Origin of the sequence: Paraburkholderia acidisoli (genome assembly GCF_009789675.1) — a bacterium.
In the GTDB taxonomy this organism is placed as follows: Bacteria; Pseudomonadota; Gammaproteobacteria; order Burkholderiales; family Burkholderiaceae; genus Paraburkholderia; species Paraburkholderia acidisoli.
Genome location: NZ_CP046915.1, coordinates 662,032 through 688,720 on the forward strand (window position 1 = coordinate 662,032; position 26,689 = coordinate 688,720).

General features: G+C 63.6%; 28 protein-coding genes. 16 read left to right on the forward strand and 12 right to left on the reverse strand.

The window, feature by feature from the left end; translation table 11 throughout:
- Window positions 1–14: 14 nt before the first annotated feature.
- The 7 genes from FAZ98_RS25120 to FAZ98_RS25150 form a co-directional block, all read right to left on the reverse strand.
- Complete coding sequence (locus FAZ98_RS25120; RefSeq protein ID WP_233272921.1) at window positions 15–1,010, reverse strand: FecR domain-containing protein; 996 nt, start codon at window positions 1,008–1,010, stop codon at window positions 15–17.
- Window positions 1,007–1,552: a sigma-70 family RNA polymerase sigma factor gene (locus FAZ98_RS25125; protein WP_158955132.1), complete on the reverse strand. Its 546-nt coding sequence runs from the start codon at window positions 1,550–1,552 to the stop codon at window positions 1,007–1,009. The genes FAZ98_RS25120 and FAZ98_RS25125 overlap by 4 nt, the downstream gene beginning before the upstream one ends.
- A gap of 430 nt (window positions 1,553–1,982) precedes the next feature.
- Window positions 1,983–2,795: a helix-turn-helix transcriptional regulator gene (locus FAZ98_RS25130; RefSeq protein ID WP_158955134.1), complete on the reverse strand. Its 813-nt coding sequence runs from the start codon at window positions 2,793–2,795 to the stop codon at window positions 1,983–1,985.
- 81 nt (window positions 2,796–2,876) lie between these two features.
- Entirely contained in the window at window positions 2,877–3,998 is a 1,122-nt protein-coding gene (locus FAZ98_RS25135) for a porin (RefSeq protein WP_158955136.1), read from the reverse strand.
- 74 nt (window positions 3,999–4,072) lie between these two features.
- Complete coding sequence (locus FAZ98_RS25140; RefSeq protein ID WP_158955138.1) at window positions 4,073–4,531, reverse strand: RidA family protein; 459 nt, start codon at window positions 4,529–4,531, stop codon at window positions 4,073–4,075.
- A 241-nt stretch (window positions 4,532–4,772) separates the two neighbouring features.
- The gene (locus FAZ98_RS25145; RefSeq protein WP_158955140.1) at window positions 4,773–5,447 is read right to left on the reverse strand and encodes an LrgB family protein; all 675 of its coding nucleotides are present in this window, start codon (window positions 5,445–5,447) and stop codon (window positions 4,773–4,775) included.
- Between the two features lie 2 nt (window positions 5,448–5,449).
- Window positions 5,450–5,851 carry a CidA/LrgA family protein gene (locus tag FAZ98_RS25150; protein WP_158955142.1) on the reverse strand — a complete coding sequence of 134 codons (402 nt, stop codon included), beginning with the start codon at window positions 5,849–5,851 and terminating at the stop codon, window positions 5,450–5,452.
- 135 nt (window positions 5,852–5,986) lie between these two features.
- Between FAZ98_RS25150 and FAZ98_RS25155 the strand changes: the two genes are divergently transcribed.
- Together FAZ98_RS25155 and FAZ98_RS25160 are read left to right on the forward strand one after the other, a co-directional pair.
- Window positions 5,987–6,457 (forward strand): Lrp/AsnC family transcriptional regulator, encoded by a 471-nt coding sequence (locus FAZ98_RS25155; RefSeq protein ID WP_158955144.1) that lies wholly within the window; start codon window positions 5,987–5,989, stop codon window positions 6,455–6,457.
- A 294-nt stretch (window positions 6,458–6,751) separates the two neighbouring features.
- The gene (locus FAZ98_RS25160; RefSeq protein WP_158955146.1) at window positions 6,752–8,005 is read left to right on the forward strand and encodes an aminotransferase class V-fold PLP-dependent enzyme; all 1,254 of its coding nucleotides are present in this window, start codon (window positions 6,752–6,754) and stop codon (window positions 8,003–8,005) included.
- Between the two features lie 195 nt (window positions 8,006–8,200).
- Here the strand turns inward: FAZ98_RS25160 and FAZ98_RS25165 are convergent, their stop codons facing one another.
- From FAZ98_RS25165 to FAZ98_RS25175, 3 genes are all read right to left on the reverse strand, one after another.
- On the reverse strand, window positions 8,201–8,575 hold the full coding sequence (locus tag FAZ98_RS25165) for a MarR family winged helix-turn-helix transcriptional regulator (RefSeq protein ID WP_158955148.1): 375 nt from the start codon (window positions 8,573–8,575) through the stop codon (window positions 8,201–8,203).
- Window positions 8,576–8,838: 263 nt separating this feature from the next.
- Complete coding sequence (locus FAZ98_RS25170) at window positions 8,839–9,480, reverse strand: HD domain-containing protein (protein ID WP_158955150.1); 642 nt, start codon at window positions 9,478–9,480, stop codon at window positions 8,839–8,841.
- Between the two features lie 97 nt (window positions 9,481–9,577).
- A complete protein-coding gene (locus tag FAZ98_RS25175; RefSeq protein WP_158956504.1) occupies window positions 9,578–11,041 on the reverse strand; it encodes a catalase in 1,464 nt (487 codons plus the stop codon).
- Window positions 11,042–11,928: 887 nt separating this feature from the next.
- On the opposite strand from FAZ98_RS25175, the gene FAZ98_RS25180 reads away from it, so the two are divergent.
- Window positions 11,929–12,939, forward strand: a complete 1,011-nt coding sequence (locus tag FAZ98_RS25180; RefSeq protein WP_158955152.1) for a helix-turn-helix domain-containing protein — start codon at window positions 11,929–11,931, stop codon at window positions 12,937–12,939.
- 285 nt (window positions 12,940–13,224) lie between these two features.
- Window positions 13,225–14,214, forward strand: coding sequence for a GlxA family transcriptional regulator (locus FAZ98_RS25185; protein ID WP_158955154.1), 990 nt, complete (start codon window positions 13,225–13,227; stop codon window positions 14,212–14,214).
- 123 nt (window positions 14,215–14,337) lie between these two features.
- Here the strand turns inward: FAZ98_RS25185 and FAZ98_RS25190 are convergent, their stop codons facing one another.
- Window positions 14,338–15,123 carry a GntR family transcriptional regulator gene (locus tag FAZ98_RS25190; protein ID WP_158955156.1) on the reverse strand — a complete coding sequence of 262 codons (786 nt, stop codon included), beginning with the start codon at window positions 15,121–15,123 and terminating at the stop codon, window positions 14,338–14,340.
- Window positions 15,124–15,369: 246 nt separating this feature from the next.
- On the opposite strand from FAZ98_RS25190, the gene FAZ98_RS25195 reads away from it, so the two are divergent.
- The 5 genes from FAZ98_RS25195 (at window position 15,370) to FAZ98_RS25215 (ending at window position 20,389) form a co-directional block, all read left to right on the forward strand.
- The gene (locus tag FAZ98_RS25195; RefSeq protein ID WP_158956506.1) at window positions 15,370–15,639 is read left to right on the forward strand and encodes a UxaA family hydrolase; all 270 of its coding nucleotides are present in this window, start codon (window positions 15,370–15,372) and stop codon (window positions 15,637–15,639) included.
- Window positions 15,640–15,717: 78 nt separating this feature from the next.
- Window positions 15,718–16,893, forward strand: a complete 1,176-nt coding sequence (locus FAZ98_RS25200; protein ID WP_158955158.1) for a UxaA family hydrolase — start codon at window positions 15,718–15,720, stop codon at window positions 16,891–16,893.
- Window positions 16,894–17,074: 181 nt separating this feature from the next.
- Window positions 17,075–18,415: a C4-dicarboxylate transporter DctA gene (gene dctA / locus FAZ98_RS25205; protein ID WP_158955160.1), complete on the forward strand. Its 1,341-nt coding sequence runs from the start codon at window positions 17,075–17,077 to the stop codon at window positions 18,413–18,415.
- On the forward strand, window positions 18,412–19,380 hold the full coding sequence (locus FAZ98_RS25210; RefSeq protein WP_267904868.1) for a hydroxyacid dehydrogenase: 969 nt from the start codon (window positions 18,412–18,414) through the stop codon (window positions 19,378–19,380). Before dctA (FAZ98_RS25205) ends, FAZ98_RS25210 begins: the two co-directional genes overlap by 4 nt.
- A gap of 7 nt (window positions 19,381–19,387) precedes the next feature.
- On the forward strand, window positions 19,388–20,389 hold the full coding sequence (locus tag FAZ98_RS25215) for an Ldh family oxidoreductase (RefSeq protein ID WP_158955162.1): 1,002 nt from the start codon (window positions 19,388–19,390) through the stop codon (window positions 20,387–20,389).
- A gap of 69 nt (window positions 20,390–20,458) precedes the next feature.
- Here FAZ98_RS25215 and FAZ98_RS25220 read toward each other — a convergent pair whose 3' ends face one another.
- The gene (locus FAZ98_RS25220) at window positions 20,459–21,337 is read right to left on the reverse strand and encodes a LysR family transcriptional regulator (protein ID WP_158955164.1); all 879 of its coding nucleotides are present in this window, start codon (window positions 21,335–21,337) and stop codon (window positions 20,459–20,461) included.
- Window positions 21,338–21,557: 220 nt separating this feature from the next.
- On the opposite strand from FAZ98_RS25220, the gene FAZ98_RS25225 reads away from it, so the two are divergent.
- The 7 genes from FAZ98_RS25225 (at window position 21,558) to FAZ98_RS25255 (ending at window position 26,689) form a co-directional block, all read left to right on the forward strand.
- Window positions 21,558–22,349, forward strand: a complete 792-nt coding sequence (locus FAZ98_RS25225) for a sulfite exporter TauE/SafE family protein (protein ID WP_158955166.1) — start codon at window positions 21,558–21,560, stop codon at window positions 22,347–22,349.
- A 75-nt stretch (window positions 22,350–22,424) separates the two neighbouring features.
- Window positions 22,425–22,706, forward strand: coding sequence for a UxaA family hydrolase (locus FAZ98_RS25230; protein ID WP_158955168.1), 282 nt, complete (start codon window positions 22,425–22,427; stop codon window positions 22,704–22,706).
- 220 nt (window positions 22,707–22,926) lie between these two features.
- The gene (gene dctA, locus FAZ98_RS25235; protein ID WP_158955170.1) at window positions 22,927–24,201 is read left to right on the forward strand and encodes a C4-dicarboxylate transporter DctA; all 1,275 of its coding nucleotides are present in this window, start codon (window positions 22,927–22,929) and stop codon (window positions 24,199–24,201) included.
- 67 nt (window positions 24,202–24,268) lie between these two features.
- Window positions 24,269–25,033 carry a succinate dehydrogenase/fumarate reductase iron-sulfur subunit gene (locus FAZ98_RS25240; protein ID WP_158955172.1) on the forward strand — a complete coding sequence of 255 codons (765 nt, stop codon included), beginning with the start codon at window positions 24,269–24,271 and terminating at the stop codon, window positions 25,031–25,033.
- Entirely contained in the window at window positions 25,033–25,380 is a 348-nt protein-coding gene (locus FAZ98_RS25245) for a succinate dehydrogenase (RefSeq protein WP_158955174.1), read from the forward strand. The genes FAZ98_RS25240 and FAZ98_RS25245 overlap by 1 nt, the downstream gene beginning before the upstream one ends.
- Entirely contained in the window at window positions 25,380–25,733 is a 354-nt protein-coding gene (sdhC, locus tag FAZ98_RS25250) for a succinate dehydrogenase, cytochrome b556 subunit (protein ID WP_158955177.1), read from the forward strand. Before FAZ98_RS25245 ends, sdhC begins: the two co-directional genes overlap by 1 nt.
- A gap of 80 nt (window positions 25,734–25,813) precedes the next feature.
- Complete coding sequence (locus tag FAZ98_RS25255; RefSeq protein ID WP_158955179.1) at window positions 25,814–26,689, forward strand: fumarate hydratase; 876 nt, start codon at window positions 25,814–25,816, stop codon at window positions 26,687–26,689.

A 26,689-nucleotide genomic window follows, 5' to 3' on the forward strand; every position in this document is an offset into this window, starting at 1 on the left:
CGACCTGATGGGCTCTAGCGCGGCGTGATGCGGGTCCACCAGGGCAGGGTATGCGTCACGCGAATCGGCAGATTGTCCGCGAGCATGGCGAGTGCGCGGTCGGGGTCGCGTGCCGGATACACGCCGATCACGCTCAGTTGCGCCACCTCGGGCGCAACATGGATCAGCCCGTGCCGATACCGCGCGAGTTCGTCGACGAGTTCGCCGAGCGGCACCGCATTGGCCATGACGATGCCGTGAATCCACGCTTCGCGCGCGGGGTCGGCGGCGAGCGGCGCCTCGATGGCGTCGGCGTCGAAACGTGCCTGCGAGCCGGCTGCGATCCGCTCGATGCGGCCCGCGCGAGTGCGGATCTCCACGCTGCCCTCGAACACATCCAGTTGCGCGCGCAACGGATCGAGCCGCACCGTGAAGCGTGTTCCGAGCGCCTGAAGGCGCGCATAAGGCGTTTGCACGTAAAACGGCCGCCGTTGCGGGTCGTGCGCGGTGGCGACGAGGATCTGCCCTTCCACGAGGCGTACGGTGCGCGAGGCGTCGTCATAGTCGATGTCGATGGCGCTCGCCGTGTCGAGCCAGACGCGCGTGCCGTCGGCGAGACGCAGTTCGCGCTGCTCGCCTGTGGCGGTGCGCTCGTCGGCGCGCAGCGCGAGCACGCGTTGCGGCAACGCCGTGCGGCGCAGCCCGAACCACGCGATCAAGCCCACGCCCGCCACGCTGGCAAGCGAGCGCAGCGCGCGGCGGCGGCCAGTCTGTTTGAGCGCGCTGCGCGAGGCCCGCGTGCCCGCGAGCACGGCGTTGGGGCCGCCCGCGTCGTGCAACGGCGCGAAGCGCTCGCTCACGGCTTCGACGTGCTGCCACGCGCGCGCGTGAGCCGGGTCGGCGGCAAGCCAGCTTTGCCAGGCGCGGCGTTCGGCCTCGGTCGCATCGTCGGCGCGCAAGGCGGCGTACCAGTCGGCGGCGGCCTGCAACGCGGCAAAGTCGACCGCGGGCGGCGGGGCGAGTGCGCTCACGCGGCCGGCGCCAGGCCGGCGTCGATCAGCGCGCATTGCAGCATGCCCTGCGCGACGTACTTCTTGACCATGCGCTCCGAGACGCCGAGGTGTGCCGCGATCTCCCGGTACCGCACGCCGTCGATCTGCGCCATCACGAAGGCTTCGCAGGCTTTCTGCGGCAGGCGGCCGAGCATCGCGCCGATTTGCACGAGGGTTTCGACGACGATAGCGCGCTGTTCGGGCGAGGGTTCCCAAGGTTCGGGCAGTGCCGCGAGCGTGTCGAGCCACGCTTGTTCGACGTCGCGGCGCCGCCAGAGGTCGATACACAAGCCGCCCGCGACCGTGCGCAGATAGCCGCGCGCCTCGATGCCGTTCGCGAAGCCGCGCGCGGCCGGTTTGACGAGCAGGCGCACGAAGGTGTCGTGCGCGAGATCGGCGGCGTCGGCGCCATTCCCCAGGCGCCGGCGCAGCCAGCCGAACAGCCAGCCGTGATGATCGCTGTAGAGATCGCCGATGGCGCTGCCCGTGCAGCTTGTCTGTAGTGAATCCGATGCGCTCACGTTGCGGCACCAACCCCGAGTGCAACCGGCTTCAAGCCGGAAAAGCCTCAAAATGTAAATGACAATTATTCTCAATCAAGGCGAATATTACCTGAAATTTCGGCGTGAGCAATGGCGGCGCGCGAGATGCGGGAAGCGGATGGCGGTCGCGACAGGGTGCGGTTGACTGCGTCGGTTGCCGCGTGACGGTGGCGGATGGGGAGCCGCTCACCTTGTGCTTTCCATCATCGCGCATGGCCGGGCAGCGTCGATCGCAAGTCACAACGAGTTCGCTGACGCCTCTAGTCAAACGACGACGTCACTCGTCCAGACCGTGTGCCGATTCCGTGAAAACCCACTCACCGGCAATGTGCGCGCAATCACGGCGATCGGCGCAGCACTCATGTCCTCATTCCCATGAGACTACGCCCGCGCCATTCCGGCGTTCGCGCTACGCCTTCTTTCTCTGCTGCTTTTTCGTGGGCGCTTCGACTTGCGTGCCGTTGCGGCGGCGGCACTCTTCGAGGTAGTTATAGATGGTGTAACGCGTCACGCCGAGCGAACGCGCCGCGCTCTCCACGCTGCCCTTGACGATAAAAAGCCCGCGCTGAAGCATGACATCGACCGCATGCGTTTTTTCTTCCTTGTTCATCATCGCGGGCGGTTTGCCGAACTTGTTGACCGCGTCGGAGATGATCTCGTTCATGAGCGCGTCCATGTCCGCGGGTTCGGCGGCCGTGGGCGCCTGCTCGACGCTCGTGTTGAGCATCTTCTCGAGCCAGCTGTGAGCGAGTTTGATGACGGTCATGTCGGCGTTGAAGCAGAGCGCCGCGTAGGGCTCGCCGGTGCTGTCGCGAAACAGCGCGGTGGCGGAGCGCAGTGGCTGTCCATTCGGCGCGAAGGTCGGATAGTCGCCCATGACCGAGTGCGACGCGATGCCGGCCGAAGTCAGTTCCACCTCCGCGGCAAGAAACGCTTTATCGTTCTTCGGGCCACTCAACACCGATTGCCCCACGACGCGCCCGGAGACATGTCCGTTGGTGATCGCCACGATGGAGCTTTCGGGTTGAGTGAGGTCGTGCAGCACGACCTCGACGTTCGGCCCGAGCATGGATTTCAACACGGTCACCACGGCTTCCATCGCCTGCATGACGGCGCGCCGTTCCGCAAGCACGCTCGCGGGAACGCTGGCTGATTTCGCGCGCGGCTTGCGTCTGGGGGGCGTGGTGTTGGCGGTGGAATTGGCCATGATCGTGGGCAGCATTCTGGGGTGTCGATCATACACCGCCGCAATTCGCCGAAGGGGCGGCGCAGGGGGCGTCGCGCCCTGCGCACGGGATCGACGTCAGAAGCGCGTTCTGAGACCCAGTCCCACGCCGGTCCGGGTGCTGCGGCCCGCGAACGTGAGCGGCGGATTGTTCGGGTCCGTGACCGACGCGCCGCTGAGCCAGTTGCGGTCGAATTCCGCGTAAATGTCCGTGCGCTTCGAGAGGAAATAGTCGACGTTCACGAGCGCCGTGCGAATCTTGCCGCTCTGCTGGTTGACGACGTGAGCCACGTTGTCGAGGAAATAGCCGCCCGTGAATACCAGCGTGGGCGTCACCTTGTAGGACACGCCGAGCGAGAGATACGAGTCGACGCGTTGCGCCGTTTGCGTGTTGGGGCCGAGTATCGTCGTGCTGTTGCCGATCAGGCTCGTGTTCGCGAGCGGCGCGCCGGTCGTGGACGACGTCGTGAATCCCGCGTCGCGACGCGCATTGAGGTACATGAGATACGCCGTGACCGGTCCCACGCTGTAGTTCGCGCCGCCGCCCAGGATCACCGCTTTGCGATTGCTGGCGTCGCGCGATTCGTGCGCAACGCCCGCCACTTCGAACTTCGCGATTTTGTATGTCACGGCAACGGCGGTCGTGCTGCCTTGCGAAAGGCTGCCAGCCTGGCCGCCGAAGCTGCGCTGAAGCTCGAGGCTCACCGGGCCGCGCGCAATGGAGTAGTCGAGCATGTTGTCGTAGCGAACGCCCACAATGCGCGCGAGGTAGGAGTTCTCCAGATAGTTGCCGATCCCCAGCGGGTCGAAATCGCTCAGCATGCCGAACGGAATGCCATAGATGCGCCCGGCCAGCAACCGGCCGAACGTGGGGTTGCTCAGCCCGACCCATGCCTGGCGGCCGAACAACTGGCCTTGCTGGTCGAACGTGCCGTTGTTGAGGACGAAGCCGTTCTCCAGGTCGAACAGCGCTTTCGTGCCATTGCCGAGATCCTCGGCGCCTTTGAGGCCCCAGCGGCTGCCCTGAAAACCGCCCTGCGTAAGCGCGAATTCGTTCGCGGGACCGTTCGCGCCCGCGTTGCTGGTCGTGTAGCGCAGGCTCGTGTCGATGGCGCCGTAGAACGTGACGCTGGACTGGGCATGGACGGCAGAAGTTGCTCCCAGCAGGCACAGCGCACCCCAGGCGGTGGTCTTGATCATCGGGAATCCTTATTGAATGGCGAGAAGTTGTTGTTGTCGATGGCGGGTGTGACGATACGAAGGGCCGGCCGCTGTTACGGGGCGATCGCCGCGGTCAATTCGATTTCCACGGGAATGTTGAACGGCAGCACGTTCACGCCCAGTGCGCAGCGCGTATGGAGGCCGTTCTCGCCGAAGAGACTGACCAGCAGGTCGGAAGCGCCGTCCACCACGCGATGCTGCCGATAGAAGTCATTGGCGCTGCTGACCCAGCCGGTGAGCCGCACGATGCGGGCAATGCGCTCGAGGCCGATCGCGTCGTGCAGCGCGGCGAGCGCGTTGAGCACGGCGAGCCGCGCGGCGTCGTAGCCTTGCTGCTCGGTCACGCTCTCGCCCACGCGCCCGGTCACGACCGGATCGGCGCCGACCATCGGTCCTTGTCCGGACACGTAGACGAGATCGCCTTCGCGACGCACCGTCACATAGGTCGCGGCCGGTTTGGGCGCTTCGGGCAGCGTGAGATTGAGTTCGGCAAGTCGGTTCAATACGGTCATCGTCGTCTCGGGGTCGTCAATGGCGCCGGCATCGGGAATAGGGGGGCCGTGCGCCTCGTCGAACGCCACTATTCAGCGCCAAATTGGCGATGTCAACAAAATGTTGAATGTTCAATCGATTGTTGTATCGATCCCGTCGGGCCGGTGTGGTCGTGGCGCGGGGCGCGCCCAAAAGAAAAAACGGCCGCGAAAGCGGCCGGTTCGACGAGGTCGACGGAGGGATCGCACGCGGCACGCCGCGCTAGAACAACCTCGCGACCCAAGGTGCAAACACCACGGCGAAGCCGCCGCTGAACACCATCGTCAGGCTCGCCATGACGCCATTGGGCAGCCCCCGTTCGTGCGCGCGCACGACGCCCGCGACCTGCGCGACGGCGCCCAGCGTGGCGCCGTGAGCGTGTGGCGTGCGCAGGCGCATCAGTACGAGGAGCAGGTCGCCGATCACGATGCCCGCCATGCCGCTCGCGACCACGAAGAGCGTGGTGAGGTCGCGCGTGCCCGCGAGCTCGTCGGTGACCACGAAGGCGAACGGCATCGACACCGAGCGCGCGATGAGACTGTGCGCGACCGCCGCCGGCAAGGCGAACCAGCGCGCCAGCGCGACGCCGACCAGCATCGTCACGAGGCCGGACACTACGGTGCCGACCACCAGCGCGGGCCACCATCGCCTGATGTACTCGCGCTGCTGATAGATCGGCACGGCAAGGGCGACCGTCAGCGGCCCCATCATCCAGACCAGCGAGCGCGTGGCGTGCACATACGCGTCGAAGGGCACGCGGGCCGCGTAGAGCCCGGCGATCAGCACGGCGGGCGTGAGAATCAGCGGCGAGGTGAGCACGCTGCGCCAGCGCCGGTAGACGCGCAGATTCACCGCATACACGGCAAACGTCGCCATCAAACACGTCAGGAAGCCCATGCTCAGGATTCCTGCACGAGACGCCGCGCGACCACTTCGACCGCGAAGGCGGTGGCCGCGCTGGAGACGACCGTGCCGCCCACCAGAATCGCGAGAAGCGGTGCCCAGTCGGCCTTCAGTACGTGGCTTTGCCGCGCGACGGCGACCACGGCCGGCACGAGAAAGAGGGCGCTTTGCGCGATGATGAGCCGCGCGCCGCCTTCGACGGCATGCAGCGGAATCAGCCGGAACGCCAGCGCGACAAGCAGGATGACGAAGCCCGTGAGCGCCGGATTCAGCGCAATGTGCGCCGACTGCATGGCAACGGAGAGCAGCAGGAACGCGCCGGTGAGCGCGGCCGCCTGGGCGAACTGGCGGGGCGGAAGCGCGGCAAAGGCGCTTTTCGGCTGGGTTGGGCTGGCCATTTTGGGTTAACTCGACTTCTCTATCGGAAGCTTCTATGCTATGCGCCGCATCCCGCAACCATTATTCAACAACTCGTTGAATTGCGGTCCAGGGTGCAAAATCCTTTCATCGCCGCTCCGTTTCGCGAAACAAATATGGAACTCGACCACTTCGACAGAAAGATTCTCGCAATTCTTCAGGTCGATGCCAGCGTCTCGATGAGCACGCTCGGCGAGCGCGTCGGCCTGTCGCAGTCGCAGGCGTGGCGGCGCGTGGAAAAAATGGAACGCGAGGGCGTGATTCTGCGGCGCGTGGCCGTGCTCGACCGCGCGAAGCTGGGCTTGAGCGTGCAGATGTTCACGCAGATCAAGCTCAACAAACACAGCGAGCGGGCCGGCGAGCGCTTCGTGGCGGCGGTCGCTCACTTTCCCGAAGTCACGGAAATCCATACGGTGCTCGGCGACGTCGATTTTCTCCTGCGCATCGTGACCACGGATCTCGACGCCTACAAGAAGCTGCTCGCGGACCGGCTCTCCACGCTGTCCATGGTGCAGGACGTCCATACGCTCATCAGCTTGTCCGACGAAGCGATCCATCGCGGACTGCCCGTGTCGCTCGTGCTCTAGCGTTCGGCCCGCCACTGCTGGAACGTCGCGCCTCGTGGTTGCCGCGTCGCGTCGCATAGTTTCGGCGCGCGCGGCGTCGCCCGCGCGCGCATTGTCTCGACCGCGCCGTTTCCCCCGGGCCGCCCCGCAAGTCGCAACGCAGAGCTTGCCCAAATGACAACGTTCGGTTGAATGTTCAACATTTTGTTGACATCCGGGATTTGGCGCCGAATAGTGTCGACACCGACGCGGCGGGCGCCTGGGTTTCTGCGCCGCACGCATTCCATCCCACATGAATCGGGCGACCCCAAGACCATGAGTACGACTCGCAGACACTTCCTGAAATGCGGCAGCCTGTCGATTGCGGCGGCATTCGGCGCGCCGGCCGGCGCCTTCGCTTCTTCGGAGGCGGCACCGGACAGTGTGTCCTTGAGCCGCGCCTTGCCGGCGCGAGCGGTCTTTCCCGGCGTGGCGGGGAAAATCTATCTGAACTCGGCGGCGCAGCATCCGTGGGGACTGCCGGCGCAAAAGGCGGCGCAGCATTACACGAGCGAGAAGCTCCAGGGCGAAGACGTGTTCGCGGACGCCGCGGCAAGATTCGCGCGCCTCGTCAATGCCGACGCCGACTGCGTGACGTATGCGCCATCCACCTCGATGGGCGAGTATCTGGTGACGCGTGCGCTGGGTCTGCCCGAAGCGGGCGGCCGCGTCGTGACCGACGCGTTGCATTTCGTCGGCTCGTTCTACCTGTACGAGCAGTATCGGCAGCAAGGCCTCGACGTCGTGACGATTCCGATGGACGCGTCGTACCGCATCACGATGGAAGCGATGGACAAGGCCATCGTGCCGGGCACGAAGCTGGTCGCCATGTCGCACGTGTCGCTGTACAACGGCTTCACGCACGATCTCAAGGCCGTGTGCGATCTGGCGCATTCGCGCGGCGCGCTGGTGTATGTCGACCTGATTCAGTCGGCCGGTGCGATGCCCGTCGATCTGCGCGCGGCCGGTGTGGATTTCGCGGCATGCGGCACGTACAAATGGCTTATGGGCGACTTCGGCTTTGCGTTTCTCTATGTCCGCAAGGATCTGCTGCCGCGACTGAAGCGGCCCTGGTATGGCTACTTCCAGACCAACAATTTCGCCGCGCCCGAACTGCACGCCTATCCGCTCGACGCGCCCGGCGCGCAACCGTATGTCAGCTCGCAAAAGCAGACCGTGGGCGGCTATTTCAGCGGCGCGCTGCCCGCACTCGGGCCGATGTGCATTTGCGCGTCGTCGCTCGAATGGCTCGAGTCGGTGGGCGTGGGCGCGATCGAGGCGCACCGGCAGCCCATGTTGGCCGCGCTGCAAAAAGGACTCCGCAGCCGAGGCTTCCAGGTCGTCACGCCGCCGGAATCGCGCTCACCCATCGTGACCTTCGCCTACCGGAACGCGGCGCAACTCGAGCCGCGTTTGAAAGCGGCTGGCATCGAGATTACCTTGCGCGCGAATCACGCGCGCATCTCGCCCTCGGTATTCAACGATATCGCGGACATCGACGCGTTTCTCGCCGCTGTGGGCTCGCCATAGCCGCTTGCCGGGTTCTCTAACGCTCGACGCGCTCGATGCTGCAACGCACGGCGCGCCGAACGATCGCAAAACGGTCGTGAGCGAAGGCTGGGAGGCGAACTGATTGGCTTGCCACGATATGACGAAGACGGCTTACCGGGTTTCCACGGCACTGAGTAAGTTGCAGAGTTCGTCGAACCTTTCCAGAGTGAGTTGCTAGAATCGCGACTGCAACAATGGTGCAATCTGACCGCATAAATGATGGACGGACTCGTCGCCGAGATTCGTGAGTCGAAGTTCCACCTTGCGCCGATCGATTCTGCGCCGGGAGCGCACGACCAGAGACTGCTCGACGAGCTTGTCCAACGTTCGTGTCACCGACGCGGGCGCCCTATCCAGAACCTTGGCTAGCTCGGAAGCGAAGCGCCCTTCCTTGTTCGACAAGGCGACAAGAAGGGACATCTGATCGTAGTCCGATGCCACGTGCGCCAAGGCAGTATCGATGTCCGACGATACGCAGCGGGTAATTTTTCTCAGCCGCAAATAGAGGCCGTAGTGGCGTAGAAAATCCTCGGGGAGCGTTCCTTTCATGACGATCTCGGTATCGAATTGAAGGAAACCTGTGTCCCTTGCCGTCACGCATGGCGAAAGACCGCTCGCCCGACCCGATGGTCACGCGAGCGGTCTCACTCCCGCACTCGAGTGACGGGTGCAAGGGGCTGGTGGGATGCGCCTGGCGCACGCCTGGGTGCTGCCTTTCTCTCAGGTTCGCCACGGCAGCGCTGGATCGACGCTCTGCCTGCGTGATGTATTGTGTTGAAGATCGTGGCGTGCGGGACGATTGCCCGCCCGGTTCATGCCGGCCAGTGCGAACAGCGAATCACGCTGCAGAAATTGCCGCGATGAAAGTGCGGGTCCTTGTCGGCGATCACATCCGCCTTCACGTTGCCGAAGGTCGTGTCGGGCTTATGTTTGATGCCGTTGTAGAAGGCCTCGATGATGTCTTCCTTGAACTTAGGGCTTCGCGGGTACGCTGCCACGACCGCATCGCGCTCGATCGCCTTGTACTGGTCGTAGGTCAGACCGAGAACGTCCATCTCCACGCCGGCCGTGACGAGCGCGATTACCGGATGCATGTGAACCGGAATGCCGGGGGTGGTGTGAAGCGCGATCGCGGTCCATACGGTGTCGATCTCCTGTTGCGCGATGCCGTGGCTGGTCAGGAAGTTGCGGGCCGCGTTGGCGCCATCCACCTCGAAGCGTTCCGTGTCGCTGCTGTAGTCCTTCATCAGACCGACGTCATGAAACATGGCGCCCGCGTACAGCAGTTCCGGATCGAACTTGAGGCCTCGATCGCGGCCCGCGAGCGCACCCCAGTAATAAACCCGTGCCGAATGGTTGAACAGCAACGGCGTGACCGTTTCGCGCACGAACTCGGTAACCTGTTTTGCGAGGGCGCTGTCCGGTACCTTGACGCCGCCAATATCGTTCGACATGACCTGTTTCTCCTGTGAGAAGCCGATGTGGGAAACCGGGGCGGGTGAGCCCGCCTTGAGGTTTCTGCCAGAGCACAACTGTTTGCAATGACTGCGCTTACAACACGTTCGGCGGATTGTTCCGGTCGAGCGTTTCGAATGCCGCGAGTACACCGGCGCCATACGCGGGATCGGCCTTCATGCAGTGTTCGATATGCAGGTTGCGCACAGGCAGCGAAACGCCCTGCATGGCACGCGCCGTATTGTCGAACAGGCTCTGCTTCTGGCCATCGGACATCAGCCGGAAGAGATCGCCCGCCTGGCTGAAGTAGTCGTCATCCACGCGATGATCCCAATGCGCCGCCTGACCTTCGATCGCCAGCGGCGGTTCGCTGAAGTCGGGTTGATCGAGCCAGGCGCCTTTGGTGTTCGGGTTGTACGAAGCCGTGCCGCCCCGATTCCCATCCACGCGGCAATAACCATCGCGGTGGTAACTGTTGTAGTGCGTGGCGGCTTTCGGTGCGTTGACCGGAATCTGATGGTGATTCACGGTCAGGCGGTAACGCTGGGCGTCGCCATACGAGAACAGCCGCCCCTGCAGCATTTTGTCCGGCGAGAAGCTGATGCCGGGAACCACGTTGGCGGGATTGAACGCGGCCTGCTCGACGTCGGCAAACCAGTTCTCGGCATTGCGGTTGAGTTCGAAATAACCCACTTCCACGAGCGGGTAGTCTTTCTTGGACCACACCTTGGTCAGGTCGAACGGATTCACGCGGTAGGTGGCCGCGTCCTTCTCGGGCATGATCTGGAAGTACATCGTCCAGCGCGGGAATTCCTTGCGCTCGATCGCTTCGTAGAGGTCACGGTGGTGACTTTCGCGGTCGGTGCTGATGACGGAGCACGCTTCTTCATCCGTCATGTTGGCGATCCCTTGCTGGGTCTTCATGTGGAACTTGACCCAGAATCGCTCGTTGTTCGCGTTGATGAGGCTGAACGTATGGCTGCCGAAGCCGTGCATGTGCCGGAAGGAGCGCGGGATGCCACGGTCGCTCATGACGATGGTCACTTGATGGAACGCTTCCGGCAGTTGCGTGAAAAAGTCCCAGTTGCTGTTGGCGTCGCGTAACCCGGTTCGCGGATCGCGCTTGATGGCGTGATTCAAATCGGGGAACTTGAGCGGGTCGCGCAGAAAGAAGACCGGAGTGTTGTTGCCTACTAGATCCCAGTTGCCTTCTTCGGTATAAAACTTGAGCGCGAAGCCGCGGATATCGCGCTCGGCGTCCGCGGCGCCGCGCTCGCCGGCCACGGTCGAGAAGCGCGCGAACATCTCGGTCTCTTTGCCGATTTCGGAGAAAATTTTGGCCCGAGTGTAGGGCGTCACATCGTGCGTTACCTTGAACGTGCCGAACGCACCGGAACCCTTTGCGTGCATACGGCGTTCAGGGATGACTTCGCGGTCGAAATAAGCCAGCTTCTCCAGAAACCAGACGTCTTGTAGCAGAGCCGGACCGCGGGGGCCGGCCGTTTGCGTGTTCTGATTGTCGACTACCGGGGCACCGAATGCCGTGGTCAGTTTGCTCACGATTTTCTCCGAAAGTGAAACTGCAGTCGTTGCGTTTAACCAGGCGGCCCGACATTCTGAAATTGCGAGACGAAAAGGCGCGATCCGGCCTGGAAAATTCCAGTGAATGGGTGATGCCAATGCTTTTAGATCGGGTACTGACTCGGAAATGGACCAGGCAGTCGGCGCTGCTATTCGTGATGAGTCGGTTCGAATCAGACTTCATCGTTTTCGATACGCCCCGTCAGTGACCGGAGTCTAGTTGAGGTGAGTTGTCGAAATAAACGGAGCGCGCGCTCCATGATGTTTTTGTTCCCGCTCACTAAAGTTGCAGTGAAAATAGTTCGCCGCGCAAGTAATTTCGACCGGCGCGGAGCGTGCTGACCCGCAGTGCGGTGCGGTCCGGCTCAGAGCGTCGTGCACCCAATGCGCAACGGGCTGATCGCGAGGCAGGGCTTCGCCTATTCCTCGGACATTTCGCTTTCGTCCACGCTCGCGGCATGCCGTCTCACATCCGTTCGAACGTTCGGACTGACAACGGCGAATAAGTTACCGACGAGACAGGTTGGGAAACATGACGATTCCTCGCGACGCCAATTCTGTCTTTTAAAAACCAATTGATCGAATTTGGCCATGCCGTATGAAATATTCCTGAATTCCCTTTTACGGATTTATTCCGAGGTAAAATTCGACGCGTTCAAACGGCCATTTATCCAGGCCCGAGTTCAGAGCGCTCACAATACCCATGCCGAATCGACATGCAGTCATTCCGGGCATGCGAAAACAGCGATCCCGAATGCCCAGGACAGACTTTCGCGCTCCGGGCATATCGCGGTAACGGGGTGAACGGATCACGCGGAAGCTCGCTTCCGCGTACGGTTGAACGACCCGTAGGGAGGAGGTTGCGCGTGAAGACTGCCCCGAAAGTTGTCACCACCGACGTCGTCGCGCCAGGCGAAAGGCTGGACTTCTGGCAGGCCCAGATCGGCAGTCTGCTGACGCATATCGAATGCTCCAGCAGCGAACGCCACACGTTTTCAGGTCTGGTCAAAGCGCACCAGTCTCAACCGGCGAGCCTCCTGGAGATCGACACGGCCACGCACGCCATTGCCCGTGCGAGACCCAAGATCAGTCAGGTCGGCGAAGAGCAGATATTCATCTGCATTCAGGTTGAAGGCGAGGCTCAGGTTGAGCAGGACAGCCGCTTCAATGTCCTGAAACCCGGTGACATCACGTTGCTCGACACGTCGAGATCGTTCCGCGCGCACTTTCCGGGCGCGTTGCTTCAACACGTGATTCAGGTTCCTCGCGCGCTAGTGCGCAAGCAGATCGGTGCCGTGGAAAACTTCACGGCCACCATCGTTCCGGCGCAGAGCACCGTTGGCCAGCTCACCCGGGATTTCATTGGCGGGCTCGTGCGAAATTTCGACAAGCTCGACGCCGTCATTGCGCAACGGCTAACGGAACAGGCCACGGAGATGGCCCTGATGGCATTCATGTCCAGCCTCGGCGCAACCGGGGGCGCTGCCCCGGGATCGCCGTCGGTCGGCAAAACCGTGTTGGCGCATCGTGGCCGCGCGTTCATCGAACAGAATCTGCGTCATGCCACCCTGCAGCCCGTGATGGTTGCGGAACATCTCGGCATCTCGAAGCGATACCTGAACGCGATATTCGCGGTTCATGGGCAATCGGTCGAGCGCTTTATATGGGACCGAAGACTGGCGAAGTGCGCGCGCGATCTCAAAGACCCGAATCAAAGCAGTCGCGCGATCGGCGATATTGCTTTTTCGTGGGGATTTCATAGCCTGACTCACTTTAGCCAGGCCTTCAAAGCGAAGTTCGGTGAGAGCCCGCGCGCATTTCGCAAAACCCAGATACCGGCCTCAAGCACTGAAATGGGGCGCATCGCTGAAGTTTGAAGCGGTTCCGCGAAGCGTCACCCGTCTCTACGCACGCCGGTCGTTCGTTCTCCATGCGCTGGCTTCCGGGTCTTCCTGTGCGTTGCAGGTGGCGGCGCGTAGTATTGCTATGTTCGGCCCGAACGGCTCTCGCCAGCGCTACCTGATCGTCCCCAGCGTGAACCCCAAATTCGTGCCGATAGGCCTGCGGCCGCACGTGCCGCGCGACCGGCCGGCGCCTCTCCCGTCTGCTTGCCGCCCACGCGAAACCTGGATCACCCACTTCCTCCACAAGGAATGCAAACGATGCGAAGCGTTTCCGTTGGAATCGTGCTCTTTCCCGGCTTTCAGTTACTCGACGTTGCGGGCCCCAAAGACGCCTTTGCCGAAGTCGACATGCTCAGCAAGGGCGGGTCGCGCTATGAAATCGTCACGGTGGGCACGACACACGGCAGCATCCGCTCTTCGAGCGGACTTGCCGTGACCCCGGAACGAACCATTTTCGATCCGTGCCCTCACTTCGACACGGTGATCGTGCCGGGCGGTCTGGGCATCTTCCCGTTGCTGGAAGACAAGGCGTTTTGCGCCTGGCTCGTCGCCCGGCGAGCGGCGAGCCGGCGTCTCGCGGCGGTCTGCAACGGGGCATTCGCGTTCGGCGCGGCCGGTCTCCTCGAAGATCGAACCGTCACCACTCACTGGATGGATGCGCCGCGACTGGCCGCCATGTTTCCGCGCACGACGGTGCAGCGCGACAAGATCTTCGTCAAGGACGAGGGACTCTATACGACAGCAGGCGTCAGCGCGGGTGTCGATCTCGCGATTGCCATGATCGAAGAGGATTTCGGACGATCGGTTGCGCTCGCGGTCGCCAAATATCTGATCGTCTACGTTCAGCGCTCGGGCGATCAGTCCCAGTTCAGTCCGTTGCTCGAGGCGCCCACTGCCGCCGAAAGTCCGATGCATCGGCTCCAGACCTACATGCTGGAAAACCTGACCGAGAACCACACGATGGAGAGCCTCGCCGACGAGGCGAACATGAGTGCGCGCAATCTGTCGCGAGTATTCGCGCGCGAGTGCGGCGTCAGCGTGATGGCTTACCTTGCCGACGCCAGGATCGACGCCGCCAGACAGTTGCTCGAAGCCACGGACGCGCCGCTCACCGAAGTCGCCCGACGTTGTGGATTCGACGGTTCGGAAGCGTTGCGGCAAGCCTTCAACCGACGGCTGAAGATCAGTCCACTGGAATATCGGAGCCGCTTTCAATCGAGCGAGCCGGTCGCGGGCACGCCAGGCTAGGCGCGTTCGAGGCGTTCAAACGGCGGCCAGGATGGGTGCCCCGGCGCTGCGGCCCGATGGCGGATTAGCAATCGGCCAGGCCGAACCGCCCGCATTGCCCGCATTGCCCGTATTGCGTCGCGTCTAGATGGGCTCCTCGTGCGACGCGGAAGGTCCGACGTATTCGTAGCGCGCCGTATTCACGTGCGAGATGCGAAGCTCGACGGGCTCCTGGTGATACGAATACGCGATGCGTCGGACCTCGAGCAGCGGCGTGCCTTGCGGTACGTCGAGCAGCTCGGCGTCGGTCTCGTTCGCCGTGACCACGCGCAATCGTTCCTCGGTCCCGACCACGTTGATGTGAAACGCGTCCTGGTAGAAGTTGTAGAGCGTGCTGGGCCGCTCGCGCAACGCGGCTTCGGTGAGGCCCGCGAAGCGTTCTTCCGCCACCGTGATGCTGTCGATCATGACCGTCTCGCCGTGCAACGCCAGCCGGTTGACGAACGAGAACACGCGCGCGCCGGGCTCGATGCCGAGCGCCGCCGCGACTTCGCGCGAGGCCTTCGCCCGCGCGAACGACATATGCGTGACCGTGGGGTAGGTCTTGTCGCCGTCCTGGCGCACCACGCGGAAAAACCGGAAGAAATAGCGGTCGCGCTGGTGCTGGGCGACGAACGTGCCGAGCCCTTGATGCCGCACGAGGATGTTGTCCGCGACGAGTTCGTCGATAGCCTTGCGCAACGTGCCGATCGACACGCCAAAGCGCTCGGAGAGCTTCTTCTCCGAAGGAATCGCCTCGCCGCCCTTCCATTCCTTCGCCGACAACGCGGCGAGGATGCCGTTTTTCACTTCCTTGTACCGTGTTCCCCCAATGACCGGCGCGTGGCTTGCCGCGCTCGTCTGGGTCACGCCGTTTTTCACTGCGCTCATGGCGCCTGCTCCCTTCCTGGCTTGTCTTTCCAGCGTTTCGACGATTCTACCCCATCTGGGTGATCCAACACATATAGATGATATGGTTGACATGGATGAGTGAGGTGACTATTATCCGCTCCATGGCCCCGTGCCAGACCTCGTGAACACAATGGAGACACTCAAATGAGCCAGGCAGCTCAAGCGGCACAGCAGGCGAATTCGACGGCACCTCAAGGCGATCCGGCGCGCAGAACGATTCACATCGTGCTGCACGAGGGCAAGGACACGGTTGGCGTCGCGGTGGTGGAGGGGATCAAGGCAGGCACGCAGTTGAACGCGTGGATCATGGACGAAGACGAAGTGGTAACGGTCGCGGCGAAGCAGGACATTCCCATCGGTCACAAGGTGGCGCTCAAGGACATGGCCGTGGGCGACACGGTCTACAAGTACGGCGTGGATATCGGCAAGGTCGTGGCGCCCATTCAGGCCGGCGAGCACGCTCACGTGCACAACATCAAGACGAAGCGCTGGTAAGCCGCGCGCCGCATTGCGCCGCGAACTTTCCCGCGCACAGCCTGTTTGCCGCATTCCTCCCATTCAGAGAGAGACACCATGAGCGTGATCGACCAGAACACTCTTTTCCGCGGCTATCGCCGCACGAACGGCCGCGTCGGCGTGCGTAACCACGTCATCATCCTGCCCGTCGACGACCTGTCGAATGCCGCCGCGCAGGCGGTCGAGCACAACATCAAGGGCACCATGGCCCTGCCGCATCCGTACGGGCGCCTGCAGTTCGGCGCGGACCTCGACCTGCATTTCCGCACGCTGATCGGCGCGGGTTGCAACCCGAACGTCGCGGGCGTGATCGTGATCGGCATCGAGGAAGGCTGGACCAAGCGCGTGGTGGACGGCATTGCGAAATCCGGCAAACCGGTCATGGGATTCGGCATCGAGCTGCACGGTGACCACGACACGATCCTGCGCGCCTCCAAGGCGGCCAAGGAAATGGTGCAATGGGCCACCACGCTGGAGCGCGAGGAATGCCCGATCTCCGAGCTGTGGGTGTCGACCAAATGCGGCGAGTCGGATACGACCTCGGGCTGCGGTGCGAATCCCACGGTCGGCAATGCGTTCGACAAACTGTATGGCCTCGGCACGACGCTCGTGTTCGGCGAGACCTCGGAGTTGACGGGCGGCGAGCAGATCGTCGCGGCGCGCTGCGCGAACGATCAGGTGCGCGAGCGCTTCCAGTTCATGTTCGATCGCTATCAGGACATGATCAACCGCTGGAAAACCGACGACCTTTCCGAGTCCCAGCCCACCAAAGGCAATATCGCGGGCGGCCTGACCACCATCGAAGAAAAGGCGCTCGGCAATATTCAGAAGATCGGCAAGAAGTGCCGCGTGGACGGCGTGCTCGACAAGGCCGAAGAACCGACGCATGCGGGCCTGTGGTTCATGGATTCCTCTTCGGCCGCGGCCGAAATGGTGACGCTGTGCGCGGCTTCCGGTTTCGCGGTGCACTTCTTCCCCACGGGCCAGGGCAACGTGATCGGCAACCCGATCGTGCCGGTCATCAAGATCTGCGCGAATCCGCGTACCGTGCGCACGATGAGCGAGCATGTGGACGTGGATGTTTCGGGTCTGTTGCAGCGCGAACAGAATCTCGATCAGGCCGGCGACAAGCTGCTCGAGTCCATGCTGGCCACCGCGAACGGGCGCTGGACCGCGGCGGAAACGCTGGGTCATCGCGAGTTCGTGCTCACGCGCCTGTTCGAGAGCGCCTGACGTTTCAAGCAGGATTTCGCAAGCGCGCCCGCGCGGCGCGCTTGCGAACGTCGTTTCGCCACAGTGGCGCGCACCGTTGCACACAAGGCCGCGTGAATACGGCCGCCCTACCGGACGCAGAGGTCCGAGCCGGTGCGTGACACTGTCTCACGAAGCAGCAGCGAGTGGAGGAGACACCATCTTGCGCGTGCTCAGACATCTCTATGCCCAGGTCCTGCTCGGACTGGCGGCCGGTATTCTCGTCGGCTATTGCTGGCCGCATTTCGGCGTGCAAATGAAGCCCTTGGGCGACACCTTCATTCGCCTGATCAAAATGCTCATCACGCTGGTGATTTTCTGCACCGTGTCGCTGGGTATCGCCCGCATGGAAAACCTCAAGCATGTGGGGCGCGTGGGCGTGAAAACGATCGCGTATTTCGAGGTCGTGACCACGCTCGCGCTCGTGCTCGGGCTTGTGGTGGCGAATGTGCTGCATCCGGGCGAAGGGCTCAACATCGACCCCGCCACGCTCGACCCGCAAGCCGTCAGCCACTACGTGAGCGAGGCGCACGCGGCCGCGTCGCAGAGCTTTCTCGACGAGATCGTGCCGAACTCGGTGATCGGCGCGTTCGCGCGCGGCAACCTGTTGCAGGTCCTGCTGTTCTCGGTGCTGTTCGGCGTTGCCTTGTCGATCATGTCGCGCCGCAGCCGGTTTCTGTCGCGCGTGATCGAGCAAAGCGGCGAGGCGCTGATGCGCATTGTCGAAATGATCATGCGGCTCGCGCCGCTCGGCGCGTTTGGCGCGATGGCCTTCACTATCGGCAAATATGGGATCGGCAGCTTGCAGCAACTGGGCCTGTTGATCGTGTGCTTCTATCTCACGAGCATCCTGTTCGTCGTGCTGGTGCTCGGCACGATTTGCCGCTGGGCGGGCGTGGGTTTATGGCCGCTGCTCAACTATCTGCGCGAAGAACTGCTCATCGTGCTCGGGACCTCGACCACCGAGTCGGTCCTGCCGCGCCTGATGGAAAAGCTCGAACGGCTGGGTTGCCCGCGCTCGATCGTCGGGCTCGTGCTGCCCACCGGCTACTCGTTCAATCTGGACGGCGCCGCCATCTATCTCACGATGACGTCGCTGTTCATCGCGCAAGCGACCAATACGCATCTTTCGCTGTGGCAGCAACTCGGCTTGCTCGCCATTTTGCTGCTCACCTCGAAGGGCGGCGCCGGGGTCGCGGGCGCGGCGCTGGTGGCGCTCACCGCGACGCTTTCCACGCACAACATCATTCCGGTCGCGGGCATTACGCTGATCATCGGTATCGACCGCGTGCTCAACGAGATTCGCGCGATCGTCAACATGATCGGCAATGCCGTGGCGACGATCGTGGTCGCGCGTTGGGAAGGCGCGTTCGATGCCGAAAAAGCGCGCGCGGTGCTGACCGCGCCGCGTGCGAGCCGCGCCCACGGCGAAGCGGCGGCCGGGCCCGCTCAGGGCGCCGAAGAGCGTGCGCCGCGCGCCTATGCACAGGAGCGATCGCGTTGAATACCAGGCGGAAGAAGGTCGTCGTCAGCGAGTTCATGGACGAGGCGGCGGTGGCGTCGTTGCGGCATCATTTCGACGTGCATGCGCACGCCTCGCTCGTCGACGAACCGGAGCGTTTGCGTGCGCTGCTCGCCGACGCCCACGCGCTGATCGTGCGCAATCGCACCCAGGTGAGCGCCGCGTTGCTCGACGGCGCGCCAGGCTTGTCGGTGGTCGGGCGGCTCGGCGTGGGCCTCGACAATATCGCGCTCGATGCATGCAAGGAGCGCGGCGTGCAGGTGTTTCCGGCGACGGGCGCGAACGCGGCCGCCGTCGCCGAGTATGTGATCGCCGCCACGCTGATCTTGCTGCGGGGCGCGTACGGTTCGAGCGCCGAGGTCGCCCGCGGACTGTGGCCGCGCGCGGCGCTCTCGAACGGCCGCGAAGCGGCGGGCGGCACGATGGCCGTGATCGGTTTTGGCGGCATCGGGCGTCTCGTCGCGCGGCTCGCGCGCGGTATCGGCATGCGGGTGGTGGGTTACGATCCGCAAATTGCCGCGGACGCGCCGTGCTGGCAAGAAACGGGCGCGTGCGGCATGACGTTCGACGACGCGTTGCGCGCGGCCGACGTGGTGACCGTGCACGTGCCGCTCGTCGAAAGCACGCACAATCTGATCGGCGCGGCGCAACTCGCATTGCTGAAGCCGCACGCCGTGCTGATCAACACGGCGCGCGGCGGCGTGATCGACGAACGCGCGCTGGCCGCGGCGCTCACGCATGGCCGCCTGGGCGGCGCCGCGCTCGATGTTTTCGTCGACGAACCGCTCAAGGCGGGTTCGCCGCTCGAAGGCGTGCCGAACCTGCTCCTCACGCCGCATATCGCGGGCTTGACGATGCAGTCGAACGAACGCGTCAGCACGCTGGTCGCCGCGCGCGTGACCGAGGCGCTGCTCGCAAGCGAACCCGAAATCACGACAACGAGGTAGCACCCCCATGACGCGGATATCGTCCGATGATCTCACCCACCTGGCCACGCGCACGCTGCTGGCGGCGGGCGCCACGCCGCGCACCGCGACGGCCACCGCGCGCGCGCTCGTCTACGCCGACGAGCGCGGCTTGTCGTCCCACGGCGTCGCGCGGTTGCCCATGTATGTCGCGCAGTTGCGCAACGGCCGCGTGGACGCGAAGGCGACGCCGCGAATCGTCGAGTCGCGCAACGCGGCGGTCCTGATCGACGCCGCGGACGGCATGGCGTTTCCGGCCTGCGAACTCGCCGTCGAAACGCTGCTGGGCCGCGCGCGCGAGCACGGCAGCGCGGTGGCGAGCGTCACGCGCAGCCATCACCTGGGCGCGGGCGCGTGGCATCTGGAGCCGGTGGGCGCGGCCGGCCTGGTGGGGCTCGCGTTCAGCAACACGCCCGCGGCCATGCCCGCGTGGGGCGGGCGGCACGCGGTGTTCGGCACCAATCCCGTGGCGGCGGTGTTCCCGCGCCGTGACGGGCCGCCGCTGATGATCGACCTGTCGCTGTCCAACGTCGCGCGCGGCAAGATCATGGTGGCGGCGCGCGAGGGCAAGCCGATTCCCGAAGGCTGGGCGACCTCGCGCGACGGCCAGCCCACCACCGATGCGAAGGTCGCGCTGGACGGCATGATGCTGCCGTTCGGCGGCACCAAGGGCGCGATGCTCGCCTTGATGGTCGAACTGCTCGCGGCTGCGTTGTGCGGCGCGAACTTCGGTTACGAGGCGGGTTCGTTCTTGACGGAAGAGGGCGAGCGCTCGCGCGTGGGGCATCTGTTCTGGGCGATCGATCCGGGCGCGCTGGCGGGCAATGCCGTTTATCTGGCGCGGGTCGAAGCGTTGATCGAGGCCATGTTGCAAGACGCCGAGGTGCGGCTGCCGGGGCAGCGGCGGGGGGAACTCGCGGCGCACGCGGCACGCGACGGCGTGGAGATTCCCGAGGCCTTGCTCGTGCAGTTGCAGGAACTCGCGGGATGAACGATGCAGATTCGCGCGGCTAAATGCGGCTAGGTGCAGATAAGCGCGGGCGCCCGGAAGGCGCGTGCACTAAACCGCCGTGAAGTAGCTTTTGATCGCGTCGGTGAACGCGGTACGGCTGTGTTTGACGCGTTCCAGCAATCCGACATGACGGCGTACGTCCACGCCGTCGAGCGGCATGACGCGAATCGCGCGATCGCTTTCGAAATCGACGTTGGCGAGTTTGGGCACGATCGAAATGCCGAAGCCCTGGCGCACGAGCGCGACGATCGCCTCGACGGAGTTCAGCTCCATTGCCTCGTTGACTTCGACCTTGCACTGATCGAGCACGTTTTGCACGAGATGCCCGGTCCACGTCACGCGGTCGAAGCGCATGAACGGCGCGTGGCGAAGGATTTCGAGCTGCTCGCCGGGCAAATCGAAGTGCGGTGCGGTGGGCAGGATGAGAATCATCGGTTCCGAATAGAGCGGCGTCCAGAGCAGCGTGGAGGCCAGCGCATGCGGCGATTGCGTGACGACGGCCGCGTCGAGTTCGCCGATTTCGACCTGGCGCGCGAAGTCGCTGGACATGCCCGCGAGCAGATGCACGTCGAGGCGGGGATGTTGCCGGCGGATGGTCCACAAGGCGTCGGCGAACGCGCCCATCAACGCGGAAACGAGTGCGCCCATGACCACGGTCCCCGACATTTCGTCGCCGCCCGCGGAGACCTCCAGCAGTTCATAGCGGCGCACGATTTCCTCGATCTCGGGAATGAGTGCGCGGCCGACCGGATTCAACACCGCCGCGCGTGCGTTGCGGTCAAAAAGCTGAACATTGAGATCGCTTTCGAGTGCGCGAATTTGCAGGCCGATGGCCGCCGCGGTGAGTCCGACCTTATTGCCGGCGGCGGCGAACGTGCCGCATCGGGCCACGGTGAGAAAGATTTTGAGGGTGCGTATGGAGGGCATTGTTCGCGATGAACGGCAAAGACATGCGCGATTCGAATCAAGAAATTCTACGCAAGCTAAAGCTTCTCCTGGTCTCAGGAAAACCATTACTGCGTTTATCTTTATCTAATAGCGGGCAACAATGGACGCAGCGATGCGGCCGCAATCTCATGCGCGACTCACTCCCCTTGTCGCGCGTCTTTTCCCCCAAACACGAAAACCACACCGAGGCTTTTCATCGATGATCGCCTGGTTGAATGCGCAACTCGCCGCGAGCGCCGTGGGTTTCGGCGCGATGTCGATCGTGGTGGCCGGAAGCGTGGTCGCCTTCGCGTATCTGGTCTATGGACTCACGGGCTTCGGTTCCTCCATCGTCGCCATCCCGTTGCTCACGCAACTGGTGCCGCTGCGCACGGCCACGCCGGTGATGCTGGTGCTGGATCTCGTGGCGGGCATGCTCGTGGGCATGCGCAATCTTCGCTCGGTACAAACCCGCGAACTCCAGCGGCTCGCGCCGTGGTTGTGTATCGGCCTTCTGCTCGGCGTGAGCGTATTGGTGTCGGCGCCGGAGAAACCGCTCGAACTCATACTCGGCGTATGTCTGCTCGCGTACTCGCTCTGGCGCGTGACGAGCCGCGGTGAGTTCCGCGAAATAGGCGGACGCTGGGCACTGCCGCTGGGATTTTTTGGCGGATGTCTCACCGCCGTATTCGGCACGGGCGGCCCCGTTTATACGATTTATCTCGCGGGCCGTTTGCGCGATCCCGACGAACGGCGTGCCACGATCAGCGCGCTCATTACGGCCACGGCGGTGGCGCGGCTGGGTCTGTTCGCGGTGTCGGGGCTGTATCGCAACCCCGCCGTTTTGCCGCTCGCCAGCTTGCTGCTGCCGTGCGGCGCAGTGGGGCTCTTTGCCGGAGCGAGACTGCGGCGCGCCATCTCCGCGCCGCGCGTTTTCCTGCTGCTATGGATCGTGCTGATTCTCGCGGCGCTCAATTTGATCATTCGTTCCGTACCTGCTTTGTTCGGTTAGTGCGCGTGCGCGCCGAAGCCCGAAGGGCGACGCGCGCCGGTTCACATTCGATTCCGTTTAAACAAGGAGAAGACGATGATTCACGCGGTATTGCATGAGCACGAAGACACGGTCGGCGTGGCCGTGGTGGAAGGCATCAAGGCCGGCGTGGCCCTGAACGCCTGGATCATGGACGGCGACACGCTCGTCGAGATCGTGGCCCGGCAGGACATTCCCATCGGCCACAAGGTGGCGCTCAAGGACATGGCCGTGGGCGACACGGTCTACAAATACGGCGTCGATATCGGCAAGGTCATCGCTCCCATCAAGGCGGGCGATCACGCACACGTTCACAACATCAAGACGAAGCGCTGGTAGCGCGCTGATCGCGAGGTTCGATCGGGCGTGCCTGCGCGATCGAACGACCGAGGCGCCGTGGCCGCATTCGTCCGCAAGAGGCGATCGCCACGCCGTCATGACAACAGGTCCGAGTGCCGGGTCTGCGCGGCCCGACCTGCGCGGCCCGACCTGCGCGGCCCGACCTCTTTCTCGCCTCGCGCGGCGCCAAAGCCGCGCGAGGCGAGAGCAAGGAGACACCATGTTGCGTCGTATCTGCAAGCACATCTATGTCCAGGTGCTGATCGCCATTGTGATCGGCATCGCGCTCGGCCATTTTTTTCCGGCCTTCGCCCAATCCCTCAAGCCCTTGTCCGACGTGTTCATTCGTCTGATCAAGATGATTACGCCGCCGCTGATCTTCACCACGATCGTTTGCGGCGCTTCGCAGATCGGGGAAATGCGCACGCTTGGCCGGATCGCGGGCAAGACGATCGTCTACTTCGAGGTGGTGACGACGATGGCGTTGCTGCTGGGCCTGTTGATGGTCAATGTGTTCGCGCCGGGCGAAGGCATGAATATTCAGCCCGGCACCGCCGATGTGCACGTCCTGGCGCAGTACCAGACGGAAATGCATCAGGGCGGCGGGTTGACCGGGTTTTTTCTCCATATCGTGCCGTCGAGTTTCCTGAGTCCGTTTGCTTCGGGCGACATGTTGCAGATCGTCGTGATTGCCTGCCTGTTCGCTGTGGGATTGTCGTATGTCGGTGAGAAAGGCAAGCCCGTGCTGACGTTCTTCGACGGCGTCTCCGAAGTGCTCTTCAGGATAGTCGGCTTCATCATGAAGCTCGCGCCGCTCGGCGCACTGGGCGCGATGGGTTTCGCGGTGGGAAAGTATGGTGTCGCGGCGCTGAACTCACTCGGCATGCTGCTCATCACGATCTATGTGGCGACGATCTTTTTTCTCGTGGTCGTGCTCGGCACCATCTGCCGCCTGAGCGGGTTCAGGCTGCTGCGCCTGCTCAACCATTTGAAGGGCGAAATTCTTCTCGTGCTGGCCACCACGTCCTCCGAGTCGGTCTTTCCCCAGTTGATCCGCAAGCTGGAAGGCATGGGTTGCCCGAAGCAGGTCGTGGGCATCGTGATGCCGATGGGCTACTCCTTCAATCTGGACGGCACCTGCGTGGCTCAGGTGATCTGCGCGCTGTTCATCGCGCAGGCGTACAACGTGCCGCTTTCGTGGGGCGATCAGATCGGGCTGATGGTGCTTTCGATGATCAGCTCGAAAGGCGCGGCCGGTGTGTCGGGCGCGGGCTTCGTCACGCTGCTGGCCACGCTCACGGCGTTCAAGCAGATTCCCATCGAGGGCGCGGCGCTCATTCTGGGCGTGGACCGGTTCATCTCCGAGGTTCGCGCGGTGACCAACATGATCGGCAACGCGGTCGCCACGCTCGTGATTTCCGGGCTCGAGAAGGAGCGTGACAACGTGCAGATGGCCACGGTGCTGAAGCTTCGCCGTGTGCCGGGCGAGGCATAGAAAAGCTTTACCTGAACGCCAGAATTACTCGATTTTTCTTGATGACGACCTGGTGAACAATGCCCTTATGTCATCGGTTCCGTTTCACCGCGTCAGCCATTCATCGAGAGGCATTGTGAACAAGGACACACTTCGGGTCAAAGTATGGAGAAGCGCCACGCGGGGGCTCGCCGCCTTCGACGTGCCGCGTCACGAGAGTCAAACCGTGCTGGACGTCGTGACGTTCATTCAACGGCAGTTGCAGCCGGATCTCGCCTACCGGTTCGCCTGTCGCGTGGGCATGTGCGGCTCCTGTGCGATGAACGTCAACGGCAAGGCGCGCTGGACCTGCCGCACGCATGTTTCGAAAGTCGCGGTGAACGGCGAACTGGAAATCGCGCCGCTCTCGAATCTGCCGGTCATCAAGGATCTGGTGACGGACATGAGCGCGTTCTTCGACAAATGGAGCCGCGCGAAAGGGCAGTTCTCGGGCGAGCGCACGCGTCACGACGACTTCGCGCGAGTGAGTCCCGAAAGCGCGCCACGCAAGGCCGCGGACGCGGGAATCGAATGCATCGGTTGCGGCGTGTGCTATTCGTCCTGCGACGTGGTGACGTGGCGCCCCGACTACCTGGGGCCCGCCGCGTTGAATCGCGCGTGGACGCTCATGAACGACGAACGCGACACCCAGGCGCGCGAACGCCTGCGCGCGGTGGCGGGCGACGCGGGTTGTCACTCGTGCCATACGCAGGCCACCTGCACGGAACGCTGCCCTAAACATCTCTCGCCCACGGCGGGCATTGCGGGTCTCAAGCGCATGACGATGAAAGCCGCGCGCGAAGGAGACCTGTGATGCAGGGTCTCTCACTGCGCACGCAGGCGCGTCTCTGGTACTGGCAGCGCATGAGCGCCACGGTCCTCGCGCTGTGCGTGTTCGTTCACCTCGGCGTCATCCTGTACGCGGTCCATAGCGGCTTGAGCGCGGCGAGCCTGCTCGGGCGCACGCGCGGCAATCTGGTGTTCGGCGCGTTCTACGCGCTATTCGTGCTGGCATGCACGATCCACGTGCCTGTCGGCCTGCTGCGAATCGCAGAAGAGTGGCTGCACTGGCGGGGCAAGTCCGCGCAACTGGCGTGTCTTGCCTTTTCCGCCGTCCTCGCGGTCATGGGATTGCGCGCCGTTTATGGAGTCGTAATGTGATGCGAAAAAACGACTACCGTGCCCGCACGCATCCCGCCTGGTGGGCCTTCCTCGTGCACCGGCTTTCGGGGCTGGGTCTGGCCGTGTTTCTTCCGGTTCACTTCTGGGCACTCGGCCACGCCATCACGGGCGAGGCTGCACTGGACGGCTTTCTTCGCGCGACCGACCAGCCGCTATTCAAGTTCGGCGAGTGGGGGCTCGTGGTGCTCCTCTCGCTTCACCTGATGGGCGGCATTCGGCTCCTGCTGATCGAATTCCTGCCCTGGACGGGCTTGAGGAAAAACTGGCTTGCCTTCGGGTTGGGCGCGAGTACCTGTACCGGGCTCGCCTTCCTGCTCGCGCTGATCCATTAGCGATTCATGAGCGCGGAATCCAAACGATCCGCGCCACCCACGTTCCCACACTATGCGGTACCGATCTGGAATGGACGACCATGAAACTTGACCTGAATGTCGTCGAGGAAGCGTCGAAAGAGCTCTATATTCGCGCGCTCAAGTTGCTTCCGCCCGACGTGAAAGATGGCATCGACCGACTTTCCGCCAACGAGACGTCGCCCGTGGCGCAGCGCGTCTTGTCGACGATGCAGACCAATATTCGTGTAGCCGAGGAAACCGAGAATCTGCTCTGCCAGGACACGGGCATTCCCATCTACAACGTCGTGCTGGGCCGTAACGTGGAGTTCGACGGGTTCGAATTGAAAGCGGCCATCCGCAAGGGTTGCGAGCGGGCCACGCGCGAGCATCCGCTGCGGTCTTCGGTGGTGCATCCGCTCACGCGCAAGAACAACCATACGTCCTGCGGCATTGAGGTTCCCGTCATTCACGTCGACTTCACGGACGAGAACGAGACCGCGACGATCGAGATGGTGCCGAAGGGCAGCGGCTCGGAGAACAACTCGTTCCTGAAGATGGCCGTGCCGGCCGAGGGTATCGACGCGATCAAGCTGTTCGTGGTCGATTGCGTCGTGGCGGCTGGAGGCAAGACCTGCCCGCCGACGATCGTGGGCGTGGGACTCGGCGGCACGTCCGATCTCTCCATTGCGCTCGCCAAGCGTGCCGCGACGCGTGCGCTCGGCACCGTGTGCGCGGACCCGCAAGGCGCGCAGCTCGAGCGCGAACTGTCCGACGCGGTGAACCGCCTCGGCGTTGGCCCGCAAGGTTTGGGCGGCGACAGCACCGCGTTCGCGGTGCATATCGAGCTCGCCGCCACGCACATCACGATGAACCCCATCGCCGTGAACATGCAATGCCACTCGGCGCGGCGCGCGCGCGCGCAACTCACCTCGAACGGCGTCACTTACGGATTCTGA